The following is a 17,418-nucleotide window of genomic DNA, read 5'->3' on the forward strand; positions in this document are numbered from 1 at the left end:
GTGCTTGTTATGCAAAAATATTCGGCATTTTCACTCGCCCGTAACGCGATTTCTGGTCATAAGAACTGGTCCCGAGCCTGGCGGAGCCCGCCGCTCAAAGACCGGTACGAGGTGGTGGTGATCGGGGCAGGGGGTCACGGGCTGGCCACGGCTTACTATCTGGCCAAAGAGTTTGGCATAACCGACGTCGCCGTGCTGGAACGGGGCTGGTTGGGTGGCGGAAACATAGCGCGCAATACGGTTACGATTCGGTCAAATTACATGCGTGACGAGTCGATCCCGTTCTACGTCAAATCCGTCGAGATGTACGAAGGGCTGACGCATGAGTTGAACTTCAACATGATGCATTCCAAGCGTACCATGGTGGATGTGGTGCAGACCTGGCCCAAACTGCGAGAGTTGCGGCGTCGGCAATTGGTCATGGACATCTATGGCTCGACCTATGAGCAGATCACCACAGACGAATTGCGCAAACGCATACCTGCGCTGACAGGTGGCGGGCCAGATGCGCGCCTGCCGATCATCTGCGGAATGGTCCACACAGATGCGGGTGTAAACCGTCATGATGCGGTGGCCTGGGGCTATGCCCGCGCGGCGGATGCAATGGGGGTCGAGATGCAACAACAGACCGCCGTGCAAGCATTGATCCGTGGCGCTGATGGGCGCATCGAAGGTGTCGAGACCAATCGCGGCACCGTGCGGGCGAAAAAGGTTGTGGTGGCCGTATCGGGCCATACCACGACGTTGACCGAGACAGCGGGGCTCAAGCTGCCATTGCGCACGATGAACCTGACGGCCTTTGTGTCCGAGCCTGTGAAGCCCTTGGTGGATGTCATCGTAAATTGCCCGGACAGTGGGTTCTATTTCAGCCAGTCTGACAAGGGCGAGATGGTGATCGGCGGCGCTCCTGATATGGGGCAAAGCTTTCGTCGCGACATCAAGCAACATGTGTTCGAAGACACTGTGACCGCGATGCTGTCGCTTTTCCCGAGCTTCAAGAAACTCAAACTAATGCGCCAATGGGGTGGGCATCTTGATATTGCCCATGATGCCTCGCCCATCATGGATCAGACTGAGGTACCGGGGCTGTTCGTGACCGCTGGCTGGTGGGGCGGATACAAAGCCATTCCTGCGGGCGGACTGACGCTTGCGCATCTGGTCGCCAAAGGCGAGCCGCATCCGCTGATGGCCTCGTTCACTTTGGACCGCTTCCGCCATCTAGAATTTGTGATGGAAGCCGGCACCACGACGGCGAGATAGGAAGGGACAGGATCATGATGCTCATCCCCTGCCCATTCTGTGGCAAGCGCAATGAAAGCGAGTTCGTCTATGGCGGCCCGGTCGGAGCTGCTCGACCCGATACCAACGCCATCAGCGATGCTGATTGGGTCGAATACCTGACCATAACGCCCAACCCTATGGGGCCTGTGCAAGAGCGGTGGTGGCACGCACGGGGCTGTGGCGAGTGGCTGACAATCTGGCGGGATACCGTGACACATGACATTGTGGAGGTGCCCGATGGCTCAGATTAATCGCCGCGCAGTGGGTGGTCGTGTTGATCGAAGCCGCCCTCTGACGTTCCAGTTCAATGGGAAAACTTACGAAGGGTTCGAAGGGGACACTCTGGCCTCGGCCTTGCTGGCAAACGGGGTGCGAGTAACAGCCCGTAGTTTCAAGTACCACCGCCCACGCGGCATTGTCGGACACGGTCCCGAAGAGCCAGGAACGCTTGTGGAGCTGGAAGGCGAGGACGCCTCGGGCAACCGTCCAGCGACCACGGTTCCATTGCGCGAAGGGCTGAATGCACGCTCGGTCAATTGCTGGCCATCGCCCGAGTTTGATCTGGGCGGGATCAATCAATTGATTGCCCGTTTTATTCCTGCGGGCTTCTACTACAAAACTTTCAAATGGCCTAACTGGCAACTGTTTGAACCATACATCCGCAAGGCGGCGGGGCTGGCAGCAGCGCCTGTGCACCCGCCTTCATCGGGGCATTTCGAAGCGCGCTACGCTCATGCAGATGTCTTGATTGCAGGTGCAGGTCCCGCCGGCCTGCAAGCTACACTTGAGGCTGGTCGGGCAGGCAAGCGAGTCTTCCTCGCAGACGAGGGAACCGAAGCGGGCGGCAGCCTTGTGAACCGCACCCTGACCATTGGCGGGCGTCCGGCGATGGATTGGGTGGGCGAAGCGGTTGAAGAACTAAGCCAAATGGCAAACGTCACCCATCTTCAGAACGCGACCGTATGGGCCTATCGCGAACACAACCTAGTGATCGTCAATGAACGCGAGCCAGATCAGGCCAGCATTCTAGAACGCAACTGGCGGGTCCGTGTTGCTGAGGTGGTGATTGCCACCGGGGCCACGGAACGGTCGATGGTGTTTGCCAATAATGACAGGCCGGGCGTCATGTTGGCCTCATCCGTGCAGGCCTATGTTAATCGTTGGGGCGTGACACCCGGTCAGAGTGTGGTTCTGTTCACCAACAACAACAGCGCTTACGCAGTGGCCGCCGATCTGGTCGCAGCTGAGGTAACGGTTAACGCGATCCTCGATAGCCGCGACACGGTTCCAAGGGAAGCTCTTGATCTGGTGTCGGGGATAACCGTCCATGCCGGAACAGTAGCCGCCGATATCCGAGGGTACAAAAGCATCCGTGCCGTCAAGGCCTTTCCCAAGTCCGGGGGCGTAGGCACCTGGATTGACTGCGACTTGCTGGCCCATTCCGGAGGCTGGAACCCAACCGTGCATTTGTGGTCTCAGTCCCGCAGCACACTTCGGTTTGATGAAGAACTCGCTGCGTTTTTGCCCGATCAACCGATTCAATCCTGTCGGGCCGTCGGCGCGGCGGCGGGGGATCTCACACTGGATCGGATCATCGATGACGGTTCAGAGCTGCCTTATTCGATTGAACCGCTATGGCGCGTAGATGTGCCAGGGCAACGCGGAAAGGCATTCCTGGATATTCAGAACGATGTTGCGGTCAGCGATGTGCATCTGGCGCTGCGTGAAGGATATGACAACGTGGAACATGTCAAACGCTACACCACTGGCGGGATGGGCATAGATCAGGGCAAGACGGGCAATATCAACATTATTGGCACCGTTGCTCTGCAAAAGGGCGTTCCATTGCAAGATTTTGGCACGACGACATTCCGCTCTCCCTACACGCCGGTCTCATTCGGTGCGATTGGGGGGCTGCGTGAGGACTCGGTGTTGTTCCCCTACCGGCACACGCCGGTGACCCAATGGAACAAGGATTATGGCGCAGTGATGTATGAGGCTGGTGCCCGATGGCGCCGTCCGGGGTTTTTTCCCAAACCAGGTGAGGGCCTGCAAGAGGCGGTGAACCGGGAATGCCGCGCGGTGCGTGAAGGCGTTGGCGTATACGACGGTTCGCCGCTCGGCACGTTTGAGCTTAAAGGGCGCGATGTTCCGCGCTTTCTGGATTTTCTGTATTCGAACATCATGTCCAGCCTGAAGCCTGGCGATGGTCGCTATGGTCTTATGTTGTCGGATGACGGTCTGATCATAGATGACGGGGTGGCCTTTCGGCTGGATCAGCACCGCTGGATGATCTTGACCTCAACAGGTCACGCGGACGCCATCAACCAGCACATGGAAAAGCTGCTTCAGACCGAGTTTCCTGACTGGCAAGTCATGATCACAACTGTGACAAGCCAGTGGAACAACGCCACCATTTGTGGTCCCCGCGCGCGCGATGTCATGCACGCGCTGTGTACGGATATCGATCTTTCGCCCGAGGCATTCCCCTTCATGTCGTTCCGGGACGGTACGGTTGCGGGGTTCCCTGCGCGGGTTGTGCGCGTCAGTTTCACCGGTGAGCTATCCTATGAGGTCAACGTTGCCCCACGCCACATGGCCGCCTTGTGGGACAAGGTGATGGAGGCTGGTGCACCCTTTGGTATCCTGCCTGTAGGATCGGAATCCAGCCATGTCTTGCGTGTGGAAAAAGGCTTTCTTTCGCTGGGGCACGAGGTCGACGGTACCGTGGACGCCTATGACCTGGGCATGGGCTGGGCAATGTCGAAGAAAAAGCCCGACTACCTAGGCAAGCGCTCGGTCCACTTGCGCCGTGAAGCGGAAGGGAAACGCCGGGAATTGGTCGGCATCTTGCCCGAAGACCCTGACAAGCAAGTGCCCGAAGGCGCGCCACTGACCCCTGAAGGTCGCAAAGAAGCGACCGAAGGATTGGTTACCGCCTGCGTCTGGAGCGTCGTCAACAATCGCTGGGTTGGCCTGGCGTTGCTGAAGAACGGGCAGGAGCGACACGGGCAAACCGCGCATGTTCGGCTGAAAGACGAGGTGATCCCGGTGACCATCACAAAGCCTGTATTCCATGACCCCGAGGGTCAGCGCCTGAGGTCCTGAGATGAGCTACGACGTCAAGATCGAACGCCAAACCCTGAATGCGCTGTTTGACCTCAAAGGGGATCCCGAGGTCGTTCAAAATTGGGCCGAATTTTCTCTGCCAAACCGCCCCAACACAAGGGCGATGCAGGAAGCGTTTGAGGTATATCACATTGGACGCAATCACTGGATTGTACGTGCTTCGCTGGAACTGGAAGAGGCACTGGAAGCACAGCTCAAACCAACGGATTGCCCTGCGGACATCAGTATAGTGCGGATATCGGACACCCTTACCTTCTTTAGTGTCGCCGGACCCCAAGCCGCTGAAGTGATGGCTATTGCCTGCCCGCTTGATCTGCATGTCACTGCTTTTGATGAAGACGCAGTAACCTATACCGAGTTGTTTGGCCTAAAAGCACTTGTGATGCGCTGCGAGGCTGGTTTTGAGTTTGCGGTTGAACAGAGTTTTGGCGACATGGTTCAGGATTATCTGACCCGAGCAACTGCCTGACGCAATTCGAAGCAGGGGCGGTTTACGCCTTATGGCTATTCATTACCTCGCCGGTCTATATGCATATCGTCCAGGAACAGGGTTCAGATAAGGACATAGCGGACTTATCGAAAGTCATTGGCTGGCACAAAATCCTTTGTGAAGTGTTGCTTTTAGACGGGACATCGCGCCACAGGTGCAAGGCTTGCAAGTTCCGGTCATTTAGTATACCGCCGCATACAATTAGGATCCTCGGGCGTTCATAACGTCTTTGAGCCCCTGCTAATCGAGCCACATATACCGGAACGAGCCATGAGCCTTTACACCAACTACCTCGACGAAATTGAAGCCCGCAAAGCGCAGGGTCTGCATCCGAAACCGATTGATGACGGCGCGCTTGTCAAAGAGCTTGTTACGCAGATCAAGGACGTCGATCATGCGCATCGTGCGGATTCTCTAAACTATTTCATCTATAATACGCTGCCCGGCACGACCAGCGCCGCTGGCGAGAAGGCACGTTTTTTGAAAGAGATCATTCAGGGCGAAGCGCTGGTTGACGAAATTTCAGTACCCTTTGCCTTTGAACTGCTGTCGCACATGAAAGGCGGTCCTTCGGTTGAGGTTCTTCTTGATCTGGCTTTGGGTGGTGATCCCGAGATCGCAGGGCAGGCGGCTGAAGTGCTGAAAACACAGGTCTTCCTATATGAGGCTGATACGGATCGTTTGAAGGAGGCGTTTTCTGCCGGAAATCCGGTCGCACGCGACATTCTTGAAAGCTATGCGCGGGCCGAGTTCTTCACCAAGCTGCCCGATATCGAGGAAGAGATCAAAGTTGTCACGTATATCGCTGCCGAGGGCGATATTTCGACTGACTTGCTGTCGCCGGGCAACCAGGCACACTCGCGCTCGGATCGGGAGCTGCATGGCAAGTGCTTAATCTCGCAGCAAGCGCAAGACGAGATTCAAGAATTACAGCGCCAGCACCCAGATAAACGCGTGATGCTGATTGCTGAGAAAGGGACAATGGGCGTTGGCTCGTCCCGGATGTCGGGTGTCAACAACGTTGCGCTTTGGACAGGCAAGCAGGCCAGCCCATATGTGCCATTCGTAAACATTGCCCCGATCGTGGCCGGCACGAACGGTATCTCTCCGATCTTTCTGACCACCGTTGGTGTGACGGGCGGGATTGGTATCGACCTGAAAAACTGGGTCAAAAAAGTCGATTCCGAGGGGAATCCGATCCTCAACAATGACGACAGCCCTATCCTGGAGCAAAAGTACTCGGTCGAAACCGGGACAGTGCTCACGATCAATACGAAAGACAAAAAGCTTTATGACGCCGATGGCGCCAATGAGCTTGTTGATATTGCCTCGTCCTTCACTCCGCAAAAGCAGGAGTTCATGAAGGCCGGCGGATCCTACGCCATCGTGTTCGGCAAGAAGTTGCAAACATTTGCAGCACAGACACTGGGAGTCGAGCTGAAGTCGGCATTTGCGCAGTCGAAAGAGATCAGCCGAGATGGACAGGGCCTGACCGCGGTTGAAAAGATCTTTAACCGCAACGCTTTGGGAGTAGCGGAAGGCACGGTCTTGCACGCCGGGTCGGACGTACGGGTCAAGGTCAACATCGTAGGGTCGCAGGACACCACTGGCCTGATGACCTCGCAAGAGCTTGAGGCGATGGCGGCGACCGTGATTTCTCCAACCGTCGATGGTGCGTATCAGTCCGGTTGCCACACCGCCTCGGTCTGGGACAAGAAGGCGCAAGCCAACATCCCCAAACTGATGGCGTTTATGAACAATTTCGGCCTGATCACAGGGCGCGATCCCAAGGGTGAATATCACTCGATGACTGACGTGATCCACAAGGTTCTGAACGATATCACCGTGGATGATCGCGCCATCATCATTGGGGGCGACTCGCACACGCGCATGTCCAAAGGTGTGGCTTTCGGGGCGGATTCGGGCACCGTTGCCTTGGCACTGGCCACGGGCGAAGCAACCATGCCCATTCCGGAATCCGTGAAGGTGACGTTCAAAGGCAAAATGGCCGATCACATGGATTTCCGCGACGTGGTCCACGCGACACAGGCTCAGATGCTGAAGGCATTCGGCGATAACGTGTTCCAGGGGCGTATTATCGAAGTTCATATCGGAACCCTGCTGGCGGATCAGGCTTTTACCTTCACCGACTGGACGGCCGAGATGAAGGCGAAGGCTTCGATCTGTATTTCCGAAGACGAGACCCTGATCGAGTCACTGGAAATCGCCAAAGGTCGGATTCAGATCATGATCGACAAGGGAATGGAGAATGAGGCACGGACCCTGAAAGGCCTGATCGACAAAGCCGACGCACGTATAGCCGAGATCAGATCCGGCGCAGTTCCAGCCCTGAGGCCGGATGAAAATGCCGAGTATTTTGCCGAGCTGGTCGTTGATCTGGACGAGATCAACGAGCCCATGATCGCCGACCCTGATGTGAACAACGCGGATGTCTCCAAGCGTTATACGCACGATACGATCCGGCCTGTTTCCTACTACAAAGGGGAAAAGAAAGTGGATCTGGGATTTGTCGGATCTTGCATGGTCCACAAGGGTGATCTGATCATCGTATCGCAGATGCTTAAGAACCTTGAGAAGAAGGAGGGCAAGATTGAATTCAAGGCCCCTCTGGTCGTCGCGGCGCCAACCTACAACATCGTTGATGAGTTAAAGGAAGAAGGTGAGTGGAGCATTCTTCAGGAATATTCCGGTTTCGAATTCGACGATCTTTTCCCCAAGACATCAGCGCGAACCGAATATGAAAATACGCTGTATCTTGAGCGTCCGGGCTGCAACCTTTGCATGGGTAATCAGGAAAAGGCTGAGAAAGGTGATACTGTTCTGGCGACATCTACCCGCTTGTTCCAAGGGCGTGTTGTCGAGGACTCGGAAGATAAGAAAGGTGAATCCCTTCTGGCTTCCACACCGGTAGTTGTACTGTCTGCCATCCTCGGGCGAACTCCGAAAATCGAGGAATACAAGGCCGCTGTCGAAGGGATCGACCTGACCCGCTTTGCACCTCCGGTCGCCAAGCCCGCAAATTCCAATTCGGCACATTTCTGATTGGAGAAGGCTGGTCGCCGCTAAGGCGCACCGGCCTTATGCTGTTTAACAGGATCCACTCTGAATCAATAAGCCTAGCAATACTGGTTTTGCGGTATGAGATTTTGGCCCCCTTAGGTAGGGTACCACGCTGGAAATCTAAGACTATACAATGCGAATAATCCGCAATCGCGCATCGCCTTTCTAGCAAAGAAAGTACTGTCGTCGCAGCATTTACCAGCTCGCGGACATTTCGACCCCAAGGCCCTTTCCACTAAAAAGCCCTGTGCGTTTCACGTCCTCGCGGTGCCATGGAAGTTCTCCGCTTCCGCGTTTGCAGCGCGAAGCATGAAGGCGTGTTCCGAAGCGACGAAGATCATTGTCACCCCATAGTCGCGCAGCTTGAGTCCGGCTTCTGCGCTTGCTGCAAAGGTCATCAGCGTCTTTCCATGTGCTTTGGCTGCATCGCCCGAGCGTCGCATTGCATCAAGAACCTGTGGGTCGGACTGATCAGTCACGCCGTAGCACACCGCAAGATCCGCAGGCCCTACAAAAATCCCGTCGATGCCCTCGGTCGCGGCGATATCATCGACTTCTGCGACGCCTTCTGGTTCTTCGATTTGGGCAATGATAATTGTCTCTTCTTCGCTTTGCTTGAGGACATCAGCCATGGATCGAGTCGCAAACCCTGCCCACCGGGTTGATCCGGCATAGCCGCGACCACCATGGCCAAAACGACCCTCGCGCGCAACGCGACGGGCCTTTTCGGCGCTGTCAACATGCGGCACAACAATACCTGTCGCGCCACTGTCGAGCGCCTTGAGAATCTCGTCCGCCGACCCAGTCGGCACCCGCACCAACGTCGGCAACCCCAGAGCCCGGGCGACGGCGAGGCAAACATCCAACCGACCCCGGTCAAAGGGTGCGTGTTCCGCATCCAGGCACAAGAAGTCCAGTTTTGACTTGGCAATTATCTCGACCAGTTCATGGGCTGGTGTCTTGAGAAACGTTCCGACGAGAGGCTCGCCAGAAAGCATGCGTTGTTTGAAATTCATGGGAAAGTCCTGACGGTTTTGTTTGGGCGGCACATGGCAATTGGCAGCCAAGCGGTTTGGAAACATCGGCCATAGCGTAGAGCATTGACGTTGGCAGGGCCAGACTATCGAACAGTCGTTATTGCGTTTTCACCCGAAACGCTGTTCTTGTCGAGGCTTGCCGGTAGTGTTGGCAGGCGCAACTCTGAAAAAGGTGTTCTCATGGTATTCGATATCCGTTCCAAACGCTTCACAGATCTGGTGCACCCTGACGCTCAACTGGAAGAAATCGCTAGCGGTCTGGGGTTTACCGAAGGGCCAATATGGCACCCCGAAGAGCATTGGCTGGTATTCTCGGACATTCAGGAGAGTCATCAATACAAGTGGAGCGAGGGTGAGGGAGTTCGCGTTTTTCGCACCCCATCCAACCAAGCAAACGGAAATTGCTTCGACAAAAGCGGGGCAGTGATCTCTTGCGAGCACGCCAGTTCGCATTTGGTACGCCATGATCACGGCGGCAAGCGGGTTACTTCGATCGCCACGCATTTTGATGGCAAAGAACTAAACAGCCCCAACGATGTTATCTGCGACTCGCACGGTCGGATTTGGTTCACTGATCCCAGTTTTGGTCGTATCCGAGAGGATCTTGGCATTCTGAGAGAGCAAGAACTGCCGGTGCAAGGCGTGTTCCGGCTGGATCCCGACGGCACGTTACACCTTGTCGCGGATGATTTTCAGCAACCCAACGGGTTGTGTTTGTCAGCTGACGAAACAAGGCTGTTTGTCAATGACAGTTGGGGTGGCCATATCCGCGTCTTTGATGTCGCCGCTGATGGCTCGCTGACCGGTGGGGTGGTCTGGGCCGATGTTGTTGGCGATGGGGCAGGGGTACCGGACGGTATGAAGTGCACCCGCGACGGCCAGATTTTGTGCAATGGTCCCGGCGGTGTACATCTATTTGATGCCCAAGCGCACTGCCTTGGTGTCATTCTGACGCCGCAGAAATCTACCAACTTCTGCTTTGGTGGAGCCGAGTTCAGCATGCTGTACATCACTGCCAGCACGTCCGTTTACCGTATTCCGACCAAAATGATCGGCCTGCCTATGATCTAAGAACCACCGTGGGTCATGCGGTCCAGAATATCGACACCCTGTTGCTTCCAGAAATGAAGCAGATCGATGAAAATCCAGTTCTCGGCCAGTTTATCACCTTTGCGACGATAAATGTCTATCACCCGGAACTCACCGGCTTTTTCAGTGGCAGGCATCCCCATGAACCCGCCGGTTGGTCGGGCGGTAAAGTTCGGCCAGCCAAAAAAGCCGCCATAGTGGCCCTCGGCCATGCGGCAGATATGGTTGGTTTTTGACCGGTCGGCAAACCCAGCACGGAACGGGCCAGCGTGTTGTTTGGCGTAACGTTCGATTGTGTAGGTCGCACCGATACCGGATGGCCCCCACCAGATCATGTCTTCGCACCATGTGCGGCGCAACTCATCTTCAAGGCTGAGCCCGCTGTCCCACCGCCCAAGATCGGAGATCATCGCGTTGATAGCGGCCAATGTCTTTTGGCCGTCTTCGGCGGGTTGAGGCGTGAACATCAGGCCGTCATGGGTCATGGGCCCGGGCTGGACAAGTTGTGCGGCGGTCTGCGGCGGGAAGGGCTGCAACCCGGCCTGAATCATGAAATGCGGGATGTCGAAATACATCGCGGTTTCGACAATCTTACCGCGCTCAATCCTGTTGAACTCGCAATAGCGCAGCAAGGCCATTTTTCCGGTTGGCGCAATGCCCAGCCAGTCCCTGTCGAACAGCCCCATGAGATGGCCCATCGAAACAACCCAGACTGAATTGAACCCGTCGATTTCATTTTGACCAGCCATGAACACGTCCATCCGACGCTGCAAGTTAGTTAGGCTGTGATTCAGCGGCTGCCAGAATTTTTGCGCCACGTTGCTAGCGCCACGCAGCTCGTTGAACGGGTGAAAGCCGCGCCACAGGAGGTCTTCGGCGCAATACTCAGCGATCACATCAGAGTGGGCTGATTCCTCTGCATCGCTCAGAGCTTTGTAGAAGTTCAGGACAATTTCTTTCTCGGCTTCGTAAGACATATCTTTTACTTTCAATGCTTTGCCCGGAGGGAAGCGTCAGTCTTTAGCAAGATTGCGGGCGCTTTTGCATTCGCTTGCAAAAAATACTTGCCAGATGTTCCTTTGGATGTCTATGCTTTTGCAAACGTATGCACTCAGGTGCAACTGGGAGGACAGTATGGCCGAGATTCAACTGCGCAATGTTGGAAAACGTTGGGGTTCGTTTGTTGGAGTGGACAATTTCGACCTGACAATATCCGACAAGGAATTTCTGGTGCTTCTCGGCCCGTCGGGTTGTGGCAAGACCACTACGATGCGCATGATCGCAGGTTTGGAAGACGCAAGCGAGGGTGATATTCTGATCGACGGTACCCGCGTCAACGATATGGAGCCAAAAGACCGCGACGTCGCGATGGTGTTCCAGTCTTACGCTTTGTATCCGAACATGAACGTCTACGAGAACATTCGTTTCCCGCTGAGGGTACGTGGCATCGACGCTTCCACCCATGACGAAAAAGTGCGCCGTGCGTCGGCGATGGTAGAGTTGGACGACTTTCTGCATCGCAAGCCGGCAGAGCTGTCAGGTGGTCAACGTCAGCGGGTGGCACTGGCGCGCGCGATTGTACGCGAGCCCAACGTGTTCCTGATGGATGAGCCGTTGTCCAACCTTGACGCAAAACTGCGTGTTTCGACTCGCGCGCAGATCAAGAACCTCAGCCATGAACTAGCCGTGACTACGATTTATGTGACACATGACCAGATCGAGGCGATGACACTGGCCGATCGCGTGGTGATCATGAAGCAGGGTGTTGTCCAGCAGGTTGGCTCTCCGACGGCGATCTACGACGAGCCTGCGAACACGTTTGTCGCCAGCTTTATCGGCAACCCGGCGATGAACCTGGTTGATGGCGATGTTCAGGGCGGTGTGTTCCGCGCGCAGAATACCGAAGTGCATGGTCTGAATGCTCCGGATGGCCCAATAACTTTGGGTTTCCGCGCCGAGGACGCCAATGTCGTAGAAAGCGGGGGCGAGATTAACGCGCCCATCTATACGCAGGAATTGCTGGGCGACAGCACCATGGTCTCGGTTCGGATCGGCGGAGCGCTGGTCTCGGTCAAGGCCGACAAAACCTATCGTGCTGAAATCGACGATCAGGTGTCGATTCATATCCATACCGATCACTGTCACCTGTTCGATGCGCAAACCGGCGCGCGCCTTGAGATCTGAGAGACGAAAACCAATCCCGCAATGACGGGACAATCTCGGGTGCAGGCTTCGAAGATGCACCCAATCACCTAGGGAGGAATCAAAATGTTTCTAAAGAAAATCGCATTGGCCGGGTCACTGACCACCTTTGCTGCGAGCGCGGGTTATGCCTGCGAGATCACGGATCGGGTCAACATCGTCGGCAACGAATTTGCCGCCATTCAGGCTGTGGCCGCCGCTGCAAAGGAATGCACGGGCGCATCTGTTGAATCCAACCTGACATCCGAACACCAAACCATCAACGTGGCCGGTCTGTCGGGTAATCCGTCGGAATACACCTCAGCCATCATCGCCAACAGCTCGATTGTGGCGTTGATGAATGAAGACGTAATCCGACCGCTCAATGACCTGGTCGAAAAACATGGTCAGAACCTGCAGCCGGGACAGTTGATCAAGATCGGCGATGACATCATGGCCATCGCCTTCATGGCCAACGCTCAGCACCTGATGTACCGCAAGGACGTTCTGGAACAGGCAGGCGTCGAAGTGCCAACCACGTATGAAGAACTGCTCGAGGCGGCCGAAGCCATTCGCGCGCAGGGCATAATGCAAAACCCGGTTGGTGGTGCTTACGCTGCGGGATGGAATCTGGCGCAGGAATTCAACAACATGTTCCTTGGCTATGGAGGTACTCATTTCAAGCCCGGCAGCGCAGAGCCCAACGTCAATACCGAGGCCGGTGTCAAAGCGCTGAACATGATGAAGGCTTTGTCCGAGTATATGAACCCCGACTTTCTGACCCATGATTCCAATGCCACCAACGCGGAATACCGCGCGGGCAATGTTGCGATCATGAATATGTGGGGGTCACGGGCATCACAGCAGACCACAACCGAAGGTGTCTTGCAGGAAGTAATCGATGGCCATGCAATTGCAGCGCCGCTGACCGTGGGTGGCGGCACGACTCCGGCCTCGACCCTTTGGTGGGACGGATGGACCGTCGGCAAGAACATCTCGGATGAAGAGGCTGAGGCGACCTTTGTCGCGATGACGCATGGCGTCCGCCCCGAAATGTTGAACGATGAAACCACGCCGCTGGCAGTCTGGTTGATCGAAGGGTACGAACCTGCAGACGACGCGCAGGGTGTATTTGACGCTGCCAAAATGGGCACGACGCCTTATCCGATGCTGCCCTACATGGGTTTGATGCACAGTGCACTCGGCAATGAACTTGCCGATTTCATGCAGGGCAAGGAAAGCGCTGAACAGGCGCTGGCCGATGTCGAGGCCGCCTATCGCGCCGCGGCAATCGAACAGGGCTTCCTACAGTAAAACGCCCCTCGCGGGTGCCCAATTCGGGCACCCGCCCAATCAAGCCGACATGGGAATTGCGACATGCGCCATAAGACATTCCTTTGGTTTTTCCTGCCCACAGGACTTGCAATGCTGCTGTTCATTGCAATGCCCATCGTCTCGGTGGTGATCCAATCCATTTATGCCCCACACCCGGCGGTTCTGGTGGAAGTCGAAAACTGTACTCCGCTTGTCGGGTGCACAACCGAGACCACCATCGATCAGGAAGCCACCGCAGCGCTTCGTGCCGAACAACCATTGGGCAGATTTGTCGGGCTGGATATCTACTTTGATCGCGGCCACCTGGCGATACAGGAGGTTGGCGAAATCTGGGCGGCGAGTGACACGTGGGGTGACCTTTTCTCAGAGGTCGGAAACTTGCCCTTCTATCGGGCCATGGCCTTTACGCTGACCTTCACATTCATTGTGACACCCCTCACGATCATTCTGGGGCTGGTGATTGCGCTGGCGGTCAACTCACTGCACCGGCACCTCAAGGGTTTGATGATCTTCTTCTCGCTCTTGCCCATGATTGTGACACCGCTGATCGGCTCGCTCATTCTGTTTTGGATGATTGACAGTCGTGGCGTCATCGGCAACGCCCTTGTAAACTTGGCCGGAGATCCGGATTTCAGTCTAAAGGCTTCGACCGGGCTGATGTGGGTGGCGCTGATGGTTTATGGCGTCTGGAGCTCGGCCCCCTTTGCCTTCGTGGTGTTCTATGCCGGTTTGCAAACTTTGCCCAAAGATCAGATCGAGGCGGCCCAGATCGATGGGGCAACCCGCTGGCAACAGGTCAAATTCGTGGTTGTTCCCCATCTCATGCCCCTGGTTACGTTTGTTGCGCTGATCCAGTTGATGGATAATTTCAAGGTGTTTGAACCGATTATCGGCTTCAGCGCTGGTGCCCATGCGCAATCGCTCAGTACTTTCATCTTCAACGACCTCGGCGGTGAAACGCGACAGCTGTCCTCTGCAGCCGCTACGTCTGTGATCACGATTATCGGGGTCGCCATTCTGTTGTCGCCCGTGCTTGTCCGCACCTGGCGTGACTTCAAAGGAGCAAGATAACATGGCCAGTCGTGCGCAAAGAATGCCCAAAAGCCTTCGGATTGCTTCGTCGCTTTTTGTGATCCTTTGGTTCATCCTGGCCGCTTTCCCGTTCCTCTGGACGGTTTGGGGGTCGTTCAAGGTAGAGCTGGATTTCTTCTCGATCGCCGATTGGACCAACGCTCTAACCGGCGCGCGGACCGAGGCAGTTTATGGCTCACCCTTTACCACCACCGGTTACGAAGGGGCTTGGATTCAGGAAGAATTTTGGCGGAATGTTCTGAACACGGGGATCGTTTGCGTCTTTGTGGTCGCCATCTCGCTGACCATCGGAACGCTGGGTGGCTATGCGCTTTCACGGTCGAGCTATAACTACACATTCTGGCTTTTGATCACGGCGCTGATCTTCCGCGCAATGCCGCCGATCACGTTGGTTTCGGGTTATCTGTTGCCCTTCTTTGAATGGAATATCTGGGGGATACTTCCGACGACAATTATCGTACTTGTCGCGATCAACCAGCCGTTCACCCTGTGGATGCTACATGCCTTCTTCAAGAACATCCCCAGCGAGCTTGACGAAAGCGCAAAGGTCGACGGCTGCAACCAGTTTCAGGCCTTCCGCCGCGTGATCATTCCCGTGATGTGGCCGGGTGTGATCACCACGGGGCTGTTCTCGTTTCTTCTGGCCTATAACGACTTTGCCGTTGGGGCGATGCTGTTGTCAGAAAGCAACCGCACAATGGTTCCAGCCATCGCCGCGTTCCTTGGTACAACGCAAACCGAGGGCAACGTAATGTTCGCCGTTGCGGCCGTGGTTTCTGCGACGGTTCCGCTGTTCATCTTGGTGATGTTCTTCCAGCGTCAGATTGTGGGCGGTTTGACCGCCGGGGCTGTGAAAGGCTGACGCTGATGGGACGCACGCATCCTCAGTCCGTATTTGCCCATGCGCACGCCGCCAGCCTGAATATGGCTGCGTGCCGGGCACGGCGACCAGGGCGAATTCCTTTTGCTTTGATGCGCGCAGGGCCTTGCGGGACGTTTCTCCGCAGACGCCTTGAACAGATCCTATAGAGACAAAGTTAATGGAACGCCTCGACCGTAAACCTTTTCTGAATTTCACCGCCGCGCAACGCCATCCAGGCAATTTCCGGCCAGCCTATGAGGGGTTCTTCGCCCCAGGTGCACATGTCAACGTGGTGCATCCTTTCAACGAGGTCGCGGGTGGCCTCGGGCTGCACGATCACGTCATCGCCCCGCTTGCAGCCTCCTTCGATGGGCTTTTTCGGCGCGACGATATCGTCATGGCCGGTATATTTGATGGACAGGGCTGGATCAGCGCCACCGGCTATTTCGTCGGTCGGTTCTCGCGCGACTGGCTTGGTATCCGCGCCACAGGTGAGCTTGCCTATCTGCGCTTCGGCGAGTTCCACCGCATGCAGGATGGCAAGGCGGTGGAGAGCTATATCTTCTTCGATATCCCAGAACTGATGCTGGCTGCAGGGCAATGGCCGATCACCGATAGCCCGGGCAAGACCCGTGGCTTCACCGGGATGATTCAGGGTCCAGCAAGCCATGATGGCATCTTGACCACGCCGCAAGACCCAGTCGAGGGGGCCAAGAGCTATTGTATGGTCACAGAAATGCTGGCCAAGCTTGCCACCAAGAACGAGGCCTGGCGCCCGTTCTGGCATGACAACATGGTCTGGTACGGCCCCGGCGCCTTCGGTTCTTTCGTCGGGCTCGAGAGTTTTGCAAGCTTCCAGGTGCCTTTCGAGGCCACCTTCGAAGGTTGGTCCGGAGGTAGTGCGGGAAATGGCATGACTGCGCATTTCACCCGCTTCGGCGAAGGCAATTACGTATGCTCGGGTGGCTGGCCTTCCTTGACTGGTGTCCAGGTGAAACCCTTCCTCGACCAGCCCTCAAGCGGAAAACGCGTCTTCATGCGGGTCTGCGACTGGTGGCGTCGAGAGGACGATCTGTTGGTCGAAAACTGGGTTTTCGTCGACATCCCGCATGTGTTGTTGCAGCTGGGATATGACCTTTTTGCCGACATCGCCGAGCAAGCCGCATGAGCAGCTCTGCAAGACATAACGCCGTTGGCCGCCACCCGGCGCTCAACCGGATGCCGAGGGATTTTCTGTCAGCTGATTGAGCTACCCGATGAAGACAGAATTTCTATTGGCACCAATACAAGGATGAGAAAGATGAAGGGTTCCCGCCCGGAACAGGCCGTGCTGACACGTGATACGGACCTAGACAAAACAGAAGACACCCGCCGTGTGATTGAAACCATGGTGGATGGTCTGAACGATCACCGCATAGATGACATCGGCGAATTCTTCTCGGAAGGCTTCCGCTGGATGGGCAATCAGGGCTGCGGCACAAAAACTGGCCTGAAACAGTTTCAGGACAATTGGCAACGCCCGTTTCAGGCGGCTTTTTCGGACAAGACATGCATCGACGAAGCGCGCCTTTACATGGGCGAGTGGGCGGCTGCGTTTGGCCGACAGGAAGCAACCCATTCGGGTGAGTTCCTGGGGATCGCCCCCACCGGAAAGCGGGTCGAGATCCGATATATGGATTTCTGGAAAGTGGTCGATGGCAAGATCGTCGACAATTGGGTGAATGTGGATTTCGCCCATGTAGCGGCACAGCTGGGTGTCGATCTGTTTAACGGTGAAGGCTGGGAAGCATTTGACCGGGGTGAGAAGTCTCCGCCCCGGCCTGAAACTAAGGATTAGGACA

General features: G+C 56.0%; 14 protein-coding genes. 12 read left to right on the plus strand and 2 right to left on the minus strand.

Annotation, left to right across the window (positions count from 1 at the left end; all coding sequences use genetic code 11):
- The first annotated feature begins 9 nt into the window (after nt 1-9).
- The 5 genes from ACR0AH_RS06905 to ACR0AH_RS06925 all read left to right on the plus strand — a co-directional run bounded on the left by ACR0AH_RS06905 (nt 10) and on the right by ACR0AH_RS06925 (nt 7,963).
- The gene (locus tag ACR0AH_RS06905; protein ID WP_480591023.1) at nt 10-1,260 is read left to right on the plus strand and encodes an FAD-dependent oxidoreductase; all 1,251 of its coding nucleotides are present in this window, start codon (nt 10-12) and stop codon (nt 1,258-1,260) included.
- Nucleotides 1,261-1,274: 14 nt separating this feature from the next.
- A complete protein-coding gene (locus ACR0AH_RS06910) occupies nt 1,275-1,532 on the plus strand; it encodes a sarcosine oxidase subunit delta (protein WP_170407032.1) in 258 nt (85 codons plus the stop codon).
- The gene (locus ACR0AH_RS06915; protein WP_480591025.1) at nt 1,519-4,389 is read left to right on the plus strand and encodes a 2Fe-2S iron-sulfur cluster-binding protein; all 2,871 of its coding nucleotides are present in this window, start codon (nt 1,519-1,521) and stop codon (nt 4,387-4,389) included. Before ACR0AH_RS06910 ends, ACR0AH_RS06915 begins: the two co-directional genes overlap by 14 nt.
- 1 nt (nt 4,390) lies before the next feature.
- Nucleotides 4,391-4,879, plus strand: coding sequence for a sarcosine oxidase subunit gamma (locus ACR0AH_RS06920; RefSeq protein WP_480591027.1), 489 nt, complete (start codon nt 4,391-4,393; stop codon nt 4,877-4,879).
- 291 nt (nt 4,880-5,170) lie between these two features.
- Nucleotides 5,171-7,963: a bifunctional aconitate hydratase 2/2-methylisocitrate dehydratase gene (locus ACR0AH_RS06925; protein WP_480591029.1), complete on the plus strand. Its 2,793-nt coding sequence runs from the start codon at nt 5,171-5,173 to the stop codon at nt 7,961-7,963.
- 272 nt (nt 7,964-8,235) lie between these two features.
- Here ACR0AH_RS06925 and ACR0AH_RS06930 read toward each other — a convergent pair whose 3' ends face one another.
- Entirely contained in the window at nt 8,236-8,997 is a 762-nt protein-coding gene (locus ACR0AH_RS06930) for an HpcH/HpaI aldolase family protein (protein WP_480591031.1), read from the minus strand.
- 201 nt (nt 8,998-9,198) lie between these two features.
- Here ACR0AH_RS06930 and ACR0AH_RS06935 point away from each other — a divergent pair, with 201 nt between their 5' ends.
- A complete protein-coding gene (locus ACR0AH_RS06935; RefSeq protein WP_170732637.1) occupies nt 9,199-10,089 on the plus strand; it encodes an SMP-30/gluconolactonase/LRE family protein in 891 nt (296 codons plus the stop codon).
- Here the strand turns inward: ACR0AH_RS06935 and ACR0AH_RS06940 are convergent.
- Complete coding sequence (locus ACR0AH_RS06940; protein WP_170732845.1) at nt 10,086-11,084, minus strand: ester cyclase; 999 nt, start codon at nt 11,082-11,084, stop codon at nt 10,086-10,088. The genes ACR0AH_RS06935 and ACR0AH_RS06940 overlap by 4 nt on opposite strands.
- A gap of 157 nt (nt 11,085-11,241) precedes the next feature.
- Here ACR0AH_RS06940 and ACR0AH_RS06945 point away from each other — a divergent pair, with 157 nt between their 5' ends.
- From ACR0AH_RS06945 to ACR0AH_RS06970, 6 genes are all read left to right on the plus strand, one after another.
- Nucleotides 11,242-12,291 (plus strand): ABC transporter ATP-binding protein, encoded by a 1,050-nt coding sequence (locus tag ACR0AH_RS06945; protein ID WP_170394099.1) that lies wholly within the window; start codon nt 11,242-11,244, stop codon nt 12,289-12,291.
- An 84-nt stretch (nt 12,292-12,375) separates the two neighbouring features.
- Complete coding sequence (locus tag ACR0AH_RS06950) at nt 12,376-13,602, plus strand: ABC transporter substrate-binding protein (RefSeq protein ID WP_480591033.1); 1,227 nt, start codon at nt 12,376-12,378, stop codon at nt 13,600-13,602.
- A 63-nt stretch (nt 13,603-13,665) separates the two neighbouring features.
- Nucleotides 13,666-14,694, plus strand: coding sequence for a carbohydrate ABC transporter permease (locus ACR0AH_RS06955; protein WP_170394095.1), 1,029 nt, complete (start codon nt 13,666-13,668; stop codon nt 14,692-14,694).
- A 1-nt stretch (nt 14,695) separates the two neighbouring features.
- Nucleotides 14,696-15,577 carry a carbohydrate ABC transporter permease gene (locus ACR0AH_RS06960; protein ID WP_170394093.1) on the plus strand — a complete coding sequence of 294 codons (882 nt, stop codon included), beginning with the start codon at nt 14,696-14,698 and terminating at the stop codon, nt 15,575-15,577.
- 178 nt (nt 15,578-15,755) lie between these two features.
- Nucleotides 15,756-16,745 (plus strand): nuclear transport factor 2 family protein, encoded by a 990-nt coding sequence (locus ACR0AH_RS06965; protein ID WP_480591034.1) that lies wholly within the window; start codon nt 15,756-15,758, stop codon nt 16,743-16,745.
- Nucleotides 16,746-16,877: 132 nt separating this feature from the next.
- Entirely contained in the window at nt 16,878-17,414 is a 537-nt protein-coding gene (locus ACR0AH_RS06970) for an ester cyclase (protein ID WP_170407056.1), read from the plus strand.
- Nucleotides 17,415-17,418: the final 4 nt, after the last annotated feature.

Source organism: Ruegeria sp. AM5, assembly GCF_056540645.1.